This window comes from Autumnicola psychrophila (assembly GCF_031846645.1).
Taxonomy (GTDB): domain Bacteria; phylum Bacteroidota; class Bacteroidia; order Flavobacteriales; family Flavobacteriaceae; genus Autumnicola; species Autumnicola psychrophila.
Map to the genome: position 1 here is coordinate 319,987 of NZ_JAVRHN010000001.1, position 16,212 is coordinate 336,198.

Below are 16,212 nucleotides of genomic sequence, written 5' to 3' on the forward strand. Positions count from 1 at the left end.
ATTTTTAATCTCTGAATTTATTCTCTGTTTCTATTCCTTTTTAAAATCACCATTCACTAAACGCCATATTTTTAAAGGGTTTCCATCTTTTAATTCGTCGGGAAGCAAAGAGGTAGGAAAGCTTTGATAGCATACAGGTCTTACAAAGCGTTTGATCGCAGCAGTACCTACTGAAGTGGAGCGGCTATCTGTGGTCGCCGGAAACGGTCCGCCATGAACCATGGAATCGCAAACTTCCACTCCGGTAGGATAACCGTTAATTATAATCCTACCTGTTTTTTGTTCCAGTACACGGATAAGATCCTGATGCTCCAGCAGATCTTCTTCTGTGCCGTGGATGGTGATCGTAAGATGCCCGTAAAGGTTTTCTGCCGCCTTCACTATTTCGTCTTTATGCTGCGCCGTAATTGCCAGCGTGGAAGGACCAAAAATCTCTTCCTGAAGTGAATGTTCGGATAGAAAGGATTGAGCCGTAGTATGTAGTAAATAAGATGTTCCCCGGCAGGAAGAGGATTCTTCCTTTCCTTTTGCCAGGACTTCCACATTATTTTTACTGCTTAACTTCTCTATGCCTTCCCGGTAGCTGCCATTTATTCCTGAAGTGAGCATTATACCGGCATCTGATTCACTTATACTTTGCGACAGGAGGTTTTTAAATCCTTCGGTATCTTCTGAGCTTTGTAGAAACACCAGACCAGGAGAGGTGCAGAATTGTCCTACCCCAAGATTTACCGATGCCGCCAAATCCTGTGCTATTTTATCTTTTCTCTCCTTTAAAGCTCCCGGAAGAATAAACACTGGATTGCTACTACCCATTTCTGAATAAACCGGAATGGGTTCCTCACGTTTATTTGCTTCATCAAAAAGAGCCTTTCCACCTCGAAAGGAACCTGTAAACCCGATAGCTTTGATCAAAGGGTGACGTACAATCGCTTGCCCTACTTCTACAGAAGGCCCATTTACCATAGAGAAAGTACCTTCTGGCATATTGCACTTCTGAACAGCCCGTTGAATGGCAAGTCCCACCATTTCGGAAGTTCCCGGATGCGCCGGGTGGCCTTTTACCACTACCGTACAACCTGCAGCGAGAGCAGAGGCAGTATCACCTCCTGCTACAGAAAAGGCAAGTGGAAAATTACTTGCTCCAAAAACTCCTACCGGACCAAGTCCTTTGAGCATGCTTCGAATATCTGCCTTGGGAAGAGGTTGACGATCAGGATCGGCCGTATCAATACGGGCATCTACCCAGGATCCTTCTCTAAGTAATTTAGCAAAAAGTTTTAGTTGGTTCACTGTTCTTCCCCGCTCACCGGTAAGACGTCCTTCGGGCAGGCCAGTTTCTTCGATGCAGCGGCTAATAAGGGAATCTCCCAGTGACATGATTTCATTGGCAATGGTTTCTAAAAACTCAGCTTTCTCCTGCCCCGATTTGTTACGGTAAACTTGAAAAGCCGTACTTGCTTTTCTGACAGCCGAATCTATTTCTTTCTGACTAGCCTCTTTAAAACCAGGTTCCATTTGCTTTCCTGTAGAAGGATTTACAGCAAAAAAGATATCCTTGCCCTCTCCGGAAAAGTCATTACCAATTATATTCTTTCCTATTAATTCCATAATATTTACTACTTAAATTATTCATCCAAAAAAATTAAAAACTGATCCCAGGCCCTTTTATACCGGCACGCCTGTATTCTTTACTCCACAAAATTGACCAAAGTGCCGATAGGTTCAATGGTGATTCTAATTTCATCCTTCTTTTGCAAAGTGAATTCTTTACCGGGAACAATACCGGTTCCTGTCATTAGCATACTTCCATACGGAAAACTGCATTCTCTGTAAAGATATTTTACAATATCTGTCAGCTTCCGCTTTATCTGTCCTATGTCTATGCTACCTTCAAATACTTTCTCTCCCGTCCGGATCACTTCCATTTGAATCAGAGTATCCTGCGACAGAGGACTCGGACTCACATAAACGCAAGGACCAACAGATGCACAACCATCGTAATTCTTTGCCTGTGGAAGGTACAAAGGATTCTCTCCTTCTATGCTACGGGAACTCATATCGTTGCCAACAGTATATCCCACAATCTTCCCAGATGAAGTAATAAGCAATGTAAGTTCCGGCTCAGGAACGTCCCACCCCGAATCTTTCCGAATTCGTACTTTTCCACCCGGTCCTACTGTCCGGTGGGCCAAAGCTTTAAAAAACAATTCTGGCCGTTCCGCTTCATAAACCCGGGCATAGAAATCGCCACCACCGCTTCCTTTCGATTCTTCCTGGCGTCCTTCTCTACTCCGGTAGTAGGTTACCCCGCTTGCCCATATCTCCTGGTTCCCAAGAGGAGCCAGCAGGTTGTCAATGAGATTTTTTCCACGAGGGTCAGCCGCTAGATTCGACGTCACATTTTTCATTTTTTCATAAAGATGATCGTCATTAATAAATGAGTCCCAGGTTTCATCTTTAAGGAGGTAGTATGAATTATCCTTTTCTATGACAATTCCATTTTGTGTTTTGTATAATTTCATCTGTTCTTTAGTTATAATTTTTGACTGGGTCTCGCTTCTCTACTAACTTTATACTTTTTCTGGACATCATGCAACAATAAGGTATATTAAATATATGAAAAATGCCGCTGATGTACCTAATATAAAGGTTCCCGTTGTGTAAAGGCGATATCCCGTTTTAACTTTCATGCCCGACATTTGACTGACCACCCAAAAAAAGCTGTCGTTAGCATGAGACACTACCGCTGATCCTGAACCAATTGCCACAACCACGAGAGCTTTCTCCAACTCAGAATCGAAACCTAGAGTTGTCATCATCGGAAGCATTATAGACGCCGTTGTGATTAAAGCTACAGTAGAAGATCCCTGTGCAGATTTAATTGCCGCTGCCAGTAGAAAAGGAAGCCATATGCTAATATCAATTTCTGCCAGTGTTTCTCCTAAAGTAGTGGCTATTCCTGAATCCTGCAAAATTCTTCCGAAAATTCCACCTGCACCCGTTATTAATAATACGGAGGCGGCATCTCTTAATGCATTCCCGACCCAACCATCTGACGAAAGCATTTTTGCATTAAGTTTTTTTGGTAAGCTTAAAGAGAGAATTGCACCAATACATAACGCCACTATTGGCTCTCCCAGGAAAAAAATAATTTCCAGAAAAGGTATGTGCATGCCTATGGCATCGTTAGCTGTAATTGATTTGAGAACAATTAAAATAATAGGAACAAATACTGGTATAGAAGATTTAAAAGCTCCCGGGGCATCATCTAAACGATTTTGAATTTCTTTTTCCGAAATATCGGGATTAGGGTCAATCCATGTTTTTGCCGCATACTTTGTAGCAAATACCACCCCAACGATTAAAGCCAAGGCACTTATTGGCACCGCCAATAACATTACAAGTCCCAGATCGGCACCCAGTATTCCCGCTGCTGCTATTGGTCCCGGGGTTGGAGGCACCATGGTATGTGTAGCCGTAAGACCAAGACCCAGCGCAACAGCCGGTCCGGCAAGGGAAATACCTGCTTTCTTGGCCAGGCTTCTGTTAAGTGGGGAGAGTAGAATGAAACCGCTGTCGGCATATACGGGAATAGAAACTATATATCCAATAAAACCCATGGCTGCTGATACCCGCTTCTTACCTACAACTTGAAGCGCTTTTTCGGCAAGAGCATAAGCCCCTCCTGATTTCTCCAGAAAAGCACCGATAATAACACCAAAAACTATGATTAATCCTATACTACCCAAGGTATTTCCAAACCCCTGGTTTACAGACAGAATAATTGCATCTAAGGGCATTCCTATTAACAAACCGTAGAAGACAGCCACCAGAAATAAAGCCAAAAAGGGATGCACCTGGAAACGTGCTGTTAATATAATAATAAGTGCTACACTTAAAAGAAGGAGAATTACGGTCATATCAGATTTTCATTTGATGGTGCACTCATTTTCTCAGGCTTTTCTATAAGAGGTTAAAATATTTTATTTCCACAATCCTCATCAATTTTTCCTCGTCGTTCATAGAGTGTTATCTACGTTCTTCTCTGTTGTGGCAAAGTAGATTTGAAACCCTCATCAGCACTCACCATTTTTCAGGGAATTTAGTATAATTATTGTGCGTTTATTATTTAAAAAATACAAGGAAAGCCACTAATAATTAGTTGATACCTATCAGAAATTGAGGCATTACTACAAACCACTTCATTACGATCTATGAAAAATCAGCTGGAATATAGAAAAATCCCACCCCTGTTATTTATACTTTACACACTTTACGGGAAAATGTCAACCTTTATTAATGCTTAGTTTGTAAGCAATTAATCTATTGTCAAAAAATGTAGGAACAACTAATAGGTTTTCGTGGGGAATATATCCTATATCTGCGGCATTTATTTTCTCCAGAGTTGTGTCAAGTATTTTTTGCTTTTGCATATCATTACTAATAAAAAATATCTCTCCTGACCAGCTAGATGTTAAAAAATGCCCCCCTTCCAATTGGATTATTCCATCTACTCCACCTATATCTTCGACTAAAGTTTTTATCTTATTAGTTTCCAAATGAAAAGATAATAAGCTATTGCCGGACATAGAGGCTATAATAAGCTCATTATCCTTAATAAAAACACCATTTGGTTTATTTAGTTCTTCCCCCTCAAACAAAAGAGTGACTTCACCATCCTGTGTCACCATGTAAATTTTATTACCCTCTGAATCTGCTGCATAAATATTTCCTGTCTTATCAATATCGATTCCATTCAAATTAGCGGCACCTTTTACTGGAATCTTTTCTATTATGTTACCACTCTTAATACTTATTTTTACAATATCCCCTCCATCATTTACAAATAAATAATCATTATAAAAATCATTACCTAAAGGTGAGCTCAATCCTTCAATCCATTTCGCATTTTCAACACTTCCATCGGCATTAACAATAGATATATAGCCATCTTTCTCCACTTCATTATCCCTGTTGAGATTAGAAATATAAAAAATATTTTTTTCGGGGTCATAAGTTGCACATTCAGGAGTTTTTAGAAAAGCCCTCCCCGTTTCCCAAACCTTTTCTAGTTCCACACTTAAAGAATCAGTTCTCATTTTCGCAGTTTCTCCGCTTTGATCTTTTTGTTTCTTTTCAGCTTGACCACAAGAAATTATTAATAGTAAACAACTACTAACAAAACAAGAAAGTAAAAATTTCATAAATTTCAATTTATATATATATAAAGAAAGTAAAAGTAATTAATCACAATCTTAGGAGAATTGCTCATATGACCACACACTTAAATCATTAGAGTAATCTAAGGAATAGAAGGCATGAGCGGCGCAATTTTAAAACTTTGCTATTCTTCTAATTATTCATTCGTAATAAATTAATAGATGGGACTAATCAGGAAAAGAAATATCATCAAACGTTTTGTAATTATCGATTGATGTGGCCGGTGAAAAGAAACAAATGACTTTCATTTCTATTTCTCCAGTATTCTTTAGCATATGTATTTTTCCCTGTTCAAAAAGAATAGCAGATCCCTCTTTAACATTTCCAACTTCATTTTCAATCATTACTTTTCCTTGACCCCTTATAATATATATTAATTCCTCACTATTGGGATGAGAATGTGCTGGTCTTACTGCTTCCCCAGGCATTACTCTAATTACGCAAACCGAAAGATTTTTTGCTTTTAATGAATCTTCATTGACCAACCAGCGCATAAATCTTCCTGGATGAGCTACTTCCTCTGTATCACTCTCGTTTATAATTTTCATTTTCTTATTAGTTAATGGTTCTAATAATTTTTTCAACCAAATGAGCCGCATCTAATCCATAATGTGCCGCGAGTTCCGTATAAGTTCCTGAGTGTACATAATTTAGATCCCCATCTGTAGTCAAATTTACTGGGTGGAGGTTTTTAGTACTGATTGTGCTCACATTGGAAAAAAGTACCCTTTTAAAATTCACCCATATATATCCATTATTCTGCTCTGCAATAAATATAATTTTTTCTGACTTATACAATTGCAAAATGGTATTGGGATCAATGGACGGCATATCCACCACATTCACATTAATTTTCTTTTCCATGAGCATCCTGCTTGCCTCCAAAGCTTCGTGTACACCCCTGCCACTAGTTACTATATAGGCATTCGTTTCATCTCTATTGATCAGTGAATAAGCCTTTCCAAATTCAAATGCAAATTTATCATTGTACAACACCTTTGAAGGAGATCGCAGAATACGAAGATAAATTATTCCTTTGTTTCCTTCCATTATCCATTTCATGATTGCAAGCAATTGTTGGGGACAAGAAACGTTTATTATTTTTACGTGTGCAGCCTGGTCCATCAACAGAACATCATCATTGCCCATATGGGTAGCTCCATTCGACTGAGTCTCTAAGTCAGCAGCTGTTGCCAACATTGTATAATCAATACCATGCCCTTTCGAGAGCCATCCTCCTTGGTCAATTACCTCCAACCTTTCTTGGTAGCCTACAGCAATCCTTCTAAGAACCTTCCAATCAAAAAAAGGACAAAAAGTACTTACCCATACATTAAATCCAAAAACGGCCATAGCCTCTCCTATCAACATCATATTGGCTTCCGCTACTCCCACATTCAGGCCTCTATCCTTATCTACAAATCCAATTCCCGCTTGTAACCCGCTTGTAGAGGCCAAATCGGAATCAACAGAAACAACATTCTTGTCCAACGAAAACTCTTTCATAGCCTCTTCAATAACCTTATGAGCTGCGTATGTTCTTCCCTCTTCCAACTTAGGCAAATTGTAGTTGTTAAAATCAATTTTCTTATTCCGAGGTGAAGCTTTTTTTAATTTTACAGTTTTCTCCTTTTCCTTTATGTTCGCTACTTTGGTTCCGCTACTTATAAATTCAAGCCCCATTTGCGAAGCATGATTTTCCAAAATCTTCCTAACATGGGAGTAATATTCATTATCGCAAACTGAATTAAATAAAGCACAAAATCGCTTTTGCATTAATTCTCTATGGCGTATATGAAATGATTCTTCTTGATTTAAAATTTCTTCGCTTATACTGGTTTTATGGTTATTCATATGGCTTGAAAACCCGCCGTGTCCTTTCGTTGAACGACAAATAATCACTGTAGGTCTACCATCCCTAACACCATACTTGAAATCATGTAATGCATTATATATAGAGTGGTATTGAGTGGCATCAATTTCCATGACTCGCCAACCGAAGCTTTCAAAACTTCCACCTAAATTATTGTAAGGGTAATGTAATGACATTACATTATCCAATTGCCCACCATTGTGGTCCACCATTACACAAAAATTCTCCAAGCGTTTAGAACCTGCATACATTATAGTCTCCCAAATCGGACCTTCCTGCAGTTCCCCATCCCCCGTAAGGGCATAGACATCAAATCCACCATCTTTTTGACCTGCCAAAGCAAATCCTTGTGCAACACCCATTCCTTGACCCATCGGTCCAGTGGCAATATGTACACCAGGAATAAGTGGCCCTGGATGCCCATTAAGAATGCTGGAAATTGATCTCGAGTTTTTCAGAACTTCCTTTTTGAAATAACCTAAGTCAGAATAAATAGAGGCCAAAGTAGCAATTGCGTGACCCTTGCTCAATACAAATTGATCCTTTTCGGTAGAAGTTGGATTCTCAATGTCTGGGTCTATAATACCGCCATAAAAAAGGCTGACCATGGGTTTGGTAGCAGAAAATGCCCCCCCAATATGTATGGCGTTGTCTATTGCATGTCTACATTGATGCAGATTGAGTAAACGAATTTCCGCATCCTTTATTTCAAGTAATTGAACAATTCCCTTTCTGATAAGAGATTTTTTACTTTCTAAATCTATCATTATTTTAAAATATTTCTAACATTACTCATTCATAGGTTTTATTAGCTCCTACCGATTACAGTATCGCCCAGCCACCATCTACAAAATAGGTCGATCCCGTAACAAATGAGGCTTCATCCGACGCCAGAAAATACATAACATTGGCAACTTCTTCAGAGGTCCCCATCCTGCCAAATACACTTTTGGAACCCAATACTTTCTCTGTTTCTTCCGGATCAGGAGAATCATTTATGGAACCCCTTAACAAAGGAGTATCTATTGCGCCTGGTGCCACACAGTTTACACGTATATTATTTGCTGCTAGATCATAGGCCATACTTCTTGTGAGGCTATCTATAGCCCCTTTGGAAGAAGCATATGCAGCCCTCTCACCTACTGCTCTGTAGCCCAATATAGAACCTGTATTAACAATAGATCCCTTACCTCTCTCAATCATTAGGGGAACAAATGCGTTGGACATATGGTATATCCCTTTCAAATTAATATTATAAGTCTTTACCCAATCATCTTCTTTACATTGGAGAATACTACCTCTTATTTCCAATCCCGCATTATTAATTATCACATCTGCCCTACCAAATTTTTCTTTAGTTATATGTGCTGCTTGTTTTACTTGGTCATAGTTTGAAATATCGCAAAAACAAAAAATCGCATCTCGCCCCATTTCTTTAATTTTCTTCTCGGCCAACCTCCCTTTTTCTTTATCAATATCAATTATGACAATATTGAAATTATTTTTGGCAAATTTTTCTGCGGCCGCCAATCCTAGTCCGGATGCTCCTCCACTTACAATCAATACTTTATTATGCATTATAATTTTAATTTAATATATTAGTTTTTATCCATTTGGTTTTGTGGCAATCTTTATAGCACCATTCCTTCGATTCTCAAAAGTATCAAGAGCACTATCGAATTCTTTTAAAGAGAACTTATGAGTCATTAAGGGTGTTAAGTCTATTCTACTGTTCGCAAGCAGCTCAATAGTCCGTCTTGCCGTATTGGGATTGGCTCTATTTCCCACCAATTCGATCTCATCTAAAACAATTCTTTTAAGAGGTAAGGAGGGATCAGCATGGGGTATGCCAATCACTGAAACAACACCGCCTTTGGATGCGGCCAAACAAGCTTGTCTGATTGATTTCACTGTTCCTGCACACTCCAAAACAGAAGGAACTCCATTTCCATTGGTCATTTCTTCGACTTTAGAAACTACGTCCTCCTCCTTGTAATTAATAGGTATTGCTCCTAATTCCTCCGCTTTTTTCAACCGCTCTCCACTCCCAGCCGCAATTATTCTACCTGCACCAAGTGCTTTGGCGCAAAGGATTGCCATTAAACCTTGTGGCCCAGTTCCTAAAATTAAAATATCATCCCCAGGTTTCATCCTAGATCTTTCGACCGTATAAAGTGCAATACTCAGAGGGTCTACACATGCTGCATATTCAAGTGACATAGAATCCGGAACCTTAAAAATACTTTTTACCGAAGATCTCATGTACTGGGCATAGGCGCCAGGTGTATAATGTCCATACTGCCTATGGCCCTTCTCCTCGTGCCCGTAATTCAAACAGATATTATACCTCCCCTTTAAACACATTTCACAATAACCACATCCACAGTGAGAGATACCACAGACTCTATCGCCATTATTCCATCCTAGTACTGAGGCTTTTTCTCCGGTTTTAACAATGGTTCCTGACCATTCGTGTCCGGGAATAAAAGGATATCCAGTAGGCCAGAAATCAGGAAAATCACCAGCAATTATATGCGGATCTGTTCCACAAATATAAGTGGTATCTACTTTACACAATACTTCATCAGAATCAATTCCAGGCACTGGTACTGATTCTATATTAAAATCTCGGACTCCTTTTAAAACCAGGGCATTCATCTTTGTTGGTATACTCATTCTTTCTAATTTAAATTTTTTATGTTTTATTTTTTCCAATGAACCATGGGTAATCCCGGGACAGGGGATTTAAAATAAGGGATATTTTTTCCTTTAAGTGAACCAATATATACAGTTCTTAAATCCGCACCACCAAACGTGATGCTCGCCATCCAAGGAGCAATTCCCTGACCTGTGGCAAAAAGTACATCTTCTGTAACATTGTTGTTATAAAAGGCCTTTTCCAATGCTTCCACTTTTTCCGGATCTCCTTCATCCAAAAGGATTTTCATATCACCTTCGGGGCTGAGAACAAATAATTTATCGGAATAGACCGTAGTCCCCCAGAGATTACCAAAGGTATCAAAAGCTATTCCATCCGGCCAGGACCCCCGACCCAACTTCGTGGGACCAAAAATTTCCCTATCAACTAAGTTTCCACTCTCAGTAAGTCTCATTCTGGTTATACATCCTCCAGTCGTTTCCACTATATAAAGATATTCTTCATTCCTATCAAATCGGATCTCATTCGTAAAACCGAACCCATCTGCAATAATCCTAAAAGCTCCGTCCTCATACCTAGCCACATATCCATCTCTAAGATCATGCTTTAAAGCATGCATCCAATTTTTGGTTTTGGTAGAAATTGTTATCCATATTCGATTTTTTGAATCCCTCAACACAAAATTAACTTTTCCTATCTCCTCTCCTTCAATTGTATCCGCCAGTACGATAGTATCACCTTTTCGTGTCATTCGTTCTAACCGATCGGTACCAAAATTGGAAATAAGAATATCTCCATTATCCGCAAAAGCTAATCCATTGGGCAAAGTTCCATCCAAATATTTCGTCGTCTCTTCTTTTGCCCCTTTAAAAAAATCTGATCCGGTTTCCGTAATTAATTTTTGTGATCCATCTGGTGAAATTTTCATCACCCCACCTCTTGCATCAGCAGACCATAAATTTCCATTAGGTTCTGCCAAGATACATTCAGGTCTCTGTAAATCTTTACCTATTGTTTTAATATCCCTATGATGCAATTCAAAATCATCTAGCGGATTATTATTGTAATTGGTCATATATATAAGGAATGTATTTTTAGATTATTTATTTCTAGTGTATTTATCTTTTTAGGTAAGCCAATAAAATCCTTTTGCCGGTTCTTTTGATTTTTCCAAATAAAAAAAAGATTTCAAACACGATTAGGCGATACCTGGCTGTAAATCTAAAAACCATTAATATCAACCGTGACTCTAATTATTTTATGGCATACCACTCTTAGGTTATATCCCTTTTAGTTCTAATCTTAGAATTTTCTTGACCATTCTTTCGGCCATCTTTCAATTACCACTTTGGTCTGCGTAAAGAATTCTATAGCATGATGCCCCTGTCCATGGAGGTCACCAAAGAAACTGTCATTCCAACCACTAAAGGGAAACTGTGCCATGGGAGCCGCAACACCTATATTAATACCGACATTACCTACGTTCGCCTGATTTCTGAATTTTCTCGCGTTTGCGCCACTTGAAGTAAAGAGACAAGCCATATTTCCATAGTTGCTCCTATTAACAAATTCCAAAGCATCATCCACCGTGGCGAGATCTATGAGGCTCATAACGGGACCAAAAATTTCTGTATGTACTGTTTTACCATTAAATGGTGGATTTTGTATTATAGTAGGACCTACAAAATTTCCAGATTCAAAACCACTAACTTTTAGATTTCTACCATCCAATAATAAATTAGCTCCCTCATCTACACCTTTAGCAATATGATTTTCAATTCTCGCACGGCTTTCTCCATTTATTACCGGTCCCATTTCCACATTTTCATCCAAACCATATCCAGTAGATCTAGCCTTGGCAGCTTCATAAATGGCATCTTTTATTTTTCCGTCATCTCCAACAGTAATAACATTAGAAGCAGCCAAACATCGTTGTCCGGCACAACCATATACACTGTCGGTAATAATCTTTACAGACATTTCTAAATCAGCATCAGGTAGTATTACCACCGGGTTTTTAGCACCTCCCTGAGCCTGTACACGCTTACCATGCGCAGCTCCTTTGGAATAAATATATTTTGCTACATTGGTAGATCCTACAAAACTTATAGCTTTTACTTTCTTGTGCTCCAAAAGTCCATCCACAGTTTCTTTGCCGCCATGCACCAAATTCACCACGCCCTTTGGCAAGCCCTCAAGTTGATCAATTAATTTAAAAACCTTCATCATTGTTAAAGGCACTTTTTCAGATGGCTTTAAAATAAAAGTATTACCACATGCAATAGCATAGGGTAAAAACCAGAACGGAATCATGCCGGGAAAATTAAAGGGGGATATACATGCGCACACTCCCAAAGGTTGACGAATCATAAATTCGTCTATACCTCCAGCAATATTTTCAGAAAATTCACTTTGAATTAACATAGGTGTACCGCATGCAACCTCGACATTTTCAATAGCCCGCTGCAATTCACCTCTGGATTCTCCTATTGTTTTCCCACATTCCTCAGTTATAGTTTTAGCTATATCTTCTGCATTTTCCTCCAACAATCTCTTAAGCTGATAAAGAGGCTGCACTCTTTTCATTACTGGCACTTCTTTCCATTCCAAATAAGCTTTTGAAGCCACATCAACTGCTACTTGTACATCTTCGTTGGTTTTAACACCAAAAGGAACCTTTCCCAAGATATCCAATGAAGCTGGATTTACAATATCAATTGTGTTCTTTTCCTTACTCTCAATCCAAGAACCACCAATGTAATTTTTCAAAATTTCCATAAAATATATTTAAAATGATCACACATACTCCATGTGTGAATTTATTACTATTTTTAATCTCGTTTTAACCAACGAAAAGCCTTGAACCCATAAGCGAACAATCTAAAATAAGTTTAACACTTCTCATGTAATTTTATTCGAAAAACAATGCATTTATCTAAAAGAGGAAATCAAATTAGAAGTTAACACATAACAAATATCAAACAAATTTATATCCGAGATTAACCAAATAATCCCTTGATATTTTTGCTGCTTTAAACGGGCTGTAAGGAGCATCAAGCTTTCCATCGTAGTCCAATTCAAACATAACAGCACCAGCCATACTTGTCTTTTCCTTTTCTAACTGATTTAATATTTCCCTTATATTTACTTGACCTTCACCCAACGGTGCATATCCTAAATAACCATTATCACCACCTTCATAATCCTTAAGATGCACATGCTCAATCAATGACATAAAATCATTACATATCTTAACGGGGTCTGCACCACCTTTTTCCAACTGTCCAACATCTGGACCGAATTTCATATATTCAGTATTTACATTTTCCATAATAAAATAAACTTCTTCTTCTGTTTCTATCGGAGTTCCAGTATGTGGATGGAGCGCACAAACCAGACCAAGGTCAGTTACTGCTTTTGCATAATCATTCATAGATTCTACAATATTCTTTTTGTGATCTTTGTAATTATAGTCCTTTCTATTTATGCTAGACGGACAATATTCAACAACTTTACCACCAGCTTTTTTAAGAAGTTTTGACCACTTAACCAACTTTTCAAGTTCTTCCTTTCGTTTTGAAGGATCTAGAACATCTGTCATGCAAAAAGCAGATGTTATTGGCATGCCCGTTTTATCAATAAGGGATTCAATTCCTCCTCGATTTTCATCATATTCCTGAATAACATTACCAAAAGTTTCAAAAGAATGATATCCCAACTTTGATAAGTCGGTCAATGCAGGCTCTAAATTGTCTGGACCATATCCCCACAAAATAAATGTAGCCCCTATTTCGAATTTGTCTTCAATTAACCAAGAAAGCGGCAAATGGGGAAGTGCAATGGCACACAATCCAGTCGCCCCCATTTTCTTAACAAAATCCCTTCGTGATGAAATATTTTCTTCATTTTTCATTTTAATAATATTTTATTTATTTAGAAAACGTGACCAAGCTAACACCGCCGATCATCAACAAGGCTCCTAATATTTTTGTAATGGAAATTGGTTCAACAGGTGCACCTAAAAGACCGAAATGGGACATAACCAAACCTGCAATTACCTGACCGCAAATCATCAGTACAAATGCAGGCGCAGCTCCAATTTGTGGAATAATCCATGCTATTCCGAACACTAATGCCGCCCCAATCGCTCCCGCCGCGAAAAGCCAAATAGGAACTTCTGACATTTTAGAAAAGACGCCAATATCCCAATGAGTAAAACCTATAATAATTGCTGTAATTGCCCCAATGCACCAAAAAACAGCATTTCCCATTTCAGGATTTTGAAGGATAGACCCAACTTCAGAATTCATTGCCAGATGTACTGCCAACACAATTCCTATTAATAACATTAGTAAATAAAGGTACATTTTTATTTTCATTTTAAATTAATTAAATAACGACAAAATCGGTAATGTTTCTTTTAAAAAATTTCACTCTTATGTTTATAAAAATAGCTTATCAAAATTCTGCTCTTTCTTTTAAGAAATAAATTATTACTGAGCATTCGGATTTGTTTTGTTCCAATATATATAAGTTCCGTTGTTCGTGGAGGTAATGATATCCAATGTTCCATTATCATCTAAATCTACAGCATCAATTTCAGATCCCACTCCAGAACGATTATTAATCAATTGTGGAACAAACTTCGCGCCACCAGGAGCACTGGCATCTCTAACCGTCTTGTACCAATAAATAACTGGGGGGCCATAGGTATCTGGATCGTAGTAATTGTCCAAATGTGTGAAATAACGCTTTCCCACAATATAATCATTAATGCCATCATTGTCAATATCAGCAAAAGTGGCACCATGTAATTGTGAAAATGTTACGTCACCGGAATTATTTGAATTATAATCATCCATAATCATATGCTGAACAAAACTTATTTCTCCTTTTTTATTTCTTTTTTGCTCATACCAAGCCAACCCAAATCCATGTGAGTTTAAATTCGCAACTACGTCGTTTAACCCATTACCATTTACATCATAAACAGCCATTAAACTACTCCCTATATTACTACTTCTTTTGCCATATCGACCAAAAGCTACGGGATGATACTTCCACGTCTTAGTGGTATCCAATACTTCTGGCTGCTCCCACCAGCCCAAGGCATTAAGAATGTCTATCCTTCCGTCTCCATTGATATCTCCAGTACCTATACCGTGTGCCAATGCATGTCCTGCTTTAGACACATTAAATACGACCCAAGGCCTAGTAGAATCTTTTTCATTTGGCTTTGCATAACGCACAAAACCTTTAGCCCCATATACCAATTCAGGCTTTCCATCACCGTCTATGTCACTAAAGGTAGTTATTTCACTTTGTCCTCCTTCAGGAAGAACGTCATAGCTATTCCAGCGCTTATGCATTCCTTTAGGATTGATATAAAGTGTTGTAGTAAATGCACTAGCCAAAACATCTGGCCATCCATCATTGTTAAAATCATAGGTGTCCTGAACCCGGTTATATGGAAAATCTAGGGAAGGGCTACCAGTAATGGCAGGGAAAATTTCGCTACGATTTGTAAAATCAGGGCCATAATAAATATAAGGTCCTGCTACTATATCTCTTATTCCATCTTTATTAAAGTCAGCCGCATCTGTGGCCCAGGAATAATACATATCACTAATACGCTGTTTGACAAATCTTTCAGAAGTTTTCTCAAGCGGAGTTCTTTTAATTGAAGCATCCTTCACAAATATATTCTTAAACTGCACCTTTCCCGCTCCACCGATATAAAGAGCTATTGGACCATATCCGTCTTGATTTGTCTCTTCCCCTGTGGTCCCACCAACTTCACGTCCATCGTTTAAAAAGGATCGTATCATATTAACGTCCACATAGCTTTCGACTTGATTCCATTCACCATTTACAAAATTTGTATTAGGCCTAGTTACCGGCAAATCCTCTGGCGGTTCTGGACGCTTATATCCTGAAAAACGATTATTCTCTTCCTTCTTCTCTTTCATCGGCGGAGCTACTCTATATGAAATCCCGCCAGCGCGTAGAAGTTTTTTCCGACTCTTTTCATTTCCTTTAGCATCAAAAATGATATCATATGACACCAAAGAACCACTCTTATCAACAGATACAAGAAAAGCTTCATATATGTCCCCGACTCGTTCAAATCGAAAAAGAAATCCAGCTTCCACAGGACCATCTCTTTTTACAGAAACTTGAAATGCAACATCTTGATAAGAATCATCAAAAAGTAAAATCCCAGGACCCTTTCCCTGAGTTACCTCACCCGTTATAACGCCATCTTTTGCATTCCAAACTCCTGAAGAATCAAAACTATGCCATTTATCTAGACTAGACCCCGAGAATACATAATCAGGAATAAAAGTTAAAGCCTTAATATCGTTGAACTTTCCCAGTTCTTGAGAAGTAATAGCTTCCGACACAAAAAGAAATAGTAGTAAATTTAAATACCTTCTAATTTTCATTTTATATAAAT

Annotated in this window: 13 protein-coding genes; all 13 read right to left on the bottom strand. The window is 38.3% G+C overall.

Annotated features, from left to right (window positions below; all coding sequences use genetic code 11):
• Nucleotides 1–30 precede the first annotated feature (30 nt).
• The 13 genes from RM541_RS01285 to RM541_RS01345 all read right to left on the bottom strand — a co-directional run bounded on the left by RM541_RS01285 (nt 31) and on the right by RM541_RS01345 (nt 16,201).
• Nucleotides 31–1,611, bottom strand: coding sequence for an aldehyde dehydrogenase (NADP(+)) (locus RM541_RS01285; RefSeq protein ID WP_311498419.1), 1,581 nt, complete (start codon nt 1,609–1,611; stop codon nt 31–33).
• Nucleotides 1,612–1,691: 80 nt separating this feature from the next.
• Nucleotides 1,692–2,525: a fumarylacetoacetate hydrolase family protein gene (locus RM541_RS01290; RefSeq protein ID WP_311498420.1), complete on the bottom strand. Its 834-nt coding sequence runs from the start codon at nt 2,523–2,525 to the stop codon at nt 1,692–1,694.
• A gap of 66 nt (nt 2,526–2,591) precedes the next feature.
• A complete protein-coding gene (locus RM541_RS01295) occupies nt 2,592–3,923 on the bottom strand; it encodes a GntP family permease (RefSeq protein WP_311498421.1) in 1,332 nt (443 codons plus the stop codon).
• Between the two features lie 366 nt (nt 3,924–4,289).
• Nucleotides 4,290–5,207 carry an NHL repeat-containing protein gene (locus tag RM541_RS01300; RefSeq protein WP_311498422.1) on the bottom strand — a complete coding sequence of 306 codons (918 nt, stop codon included), beginning with the start codon at nt 5,205–5,207 and terminating at the stop codon, nt 4,290–4,292.
• A 183-nt stretch (nt 5,208–5,390) separates the two neighbouring features.
• Complete coding sequence (locus RM541_RS01305; RefSeq protein WP_311498423.1) at nt 5,391–5,771, bottom strand: cupin domain-containing protein; 381 nt, start codon at nt 5,769–5,771, stop codon at nt 5,391–5,393.
• A gap of 7 nt (nt 5,772–5,778) precedes the next feature.
• The gene (locus tag RM541_RS01310; RefSeq protein ID WP_311498424.1) at nt 5,779–7,863 is read right to left on the bottom strand and encodes a transketolase C-terminal domain-containing protein; all 2,085 of its coding nucleotides are present in this window, start codon (nt 7,861–7,863) and stop codon (nt 5,779–5,781) included.
• Nucleotides 7,864–7,918: 55 nt separating this feature from the next.
• Nucleotides 7,919–8,674 (bottom strand): SDR family NAD(P)-dependent oxidoreductase, encoded by a 756-nt coding sequence (locus tag RM541_RS01315; protein WP_311498425.1) that lies wholly within the window; start codon nt 8,672–8,674, stop codon nt 7,919–7,921.
• Nucleotides 8,675–8,701: 27 nt separating this feature from the next.
• Nucleotides 8,702–9,772: a zinc-dependent alcohol dehydrogenase gene (locus RM541_RS01320; protein ID WP_311498426.1), complete on the bottom strand. Its 1,071-nt coding sequence runs from the start codon at nt 9,770–9,772 to the stop codon at nt 8,702–8,704.
• Between the two features lie 26 nt (nt 9,773–9,798).
• Nucleotides 9,799–10,830, bottom strand: coding sequence for an SMP-30/gluconolactonase/LRE family protein (locus tag RM541_RS01325; RefSeq protein WP_311498427.1), 1,032 nt, complete (start codon nt 10,828–10,830; stop codon nt 9,799–9,801).
• 227 nt (nt 10,831–11,057) lie between these two features.
• Nucleotides 11,058–12,533: a CoA-acylating methylmalonate-semialdehyde dehydrogenase gene (locus RM541_RS01330; protein WP_311498428.1), complete on the bottom strand. Its 1,476-nt coding sequence runs from the start codon at nt 12,531–12,533 to the stop codon at nt 11,058–11,060.
• Nucleotides 12,534–12,732: 199 nt separating this feature from the next.
• A complete protein-coding gene (locus RM541_RS01335; protein ID WP_311498429.1) occupies nt 12,733–13,668 on the bottom strand; it encodes a sugar phosphate isomerase/epimerase family protein in 936 nt (311 codons plus the stop codon).
• 16 nt (nt 13,669–13,684) lie between these two features.
• Nucleotides 13,685–14,122 (bottom strand): DMT family transporter, encoded by a 438-nt coding sequence (locus RM541_RS01340; protein WP_311498430.1) that lies wholly within the window; start codon nt 14,120–14,122, stop codon nt 13,685–13,687.
• Nucleotides 14,123–14,248: 126 nt separating this feature from the next.
• Complete coding sequence (locus RM541_RS01345; protein ID WP_311498431.1) at nt 14,249–16,201, bottom strand: FG-GAP-like repeat-containing protein; 1,953 nt, start codon at nt 16,199–16,201, stop codon at nt 14,249–14,251.
• Nucleotides 16,202–16,212 lie beyond the last annotated feature (11 nt).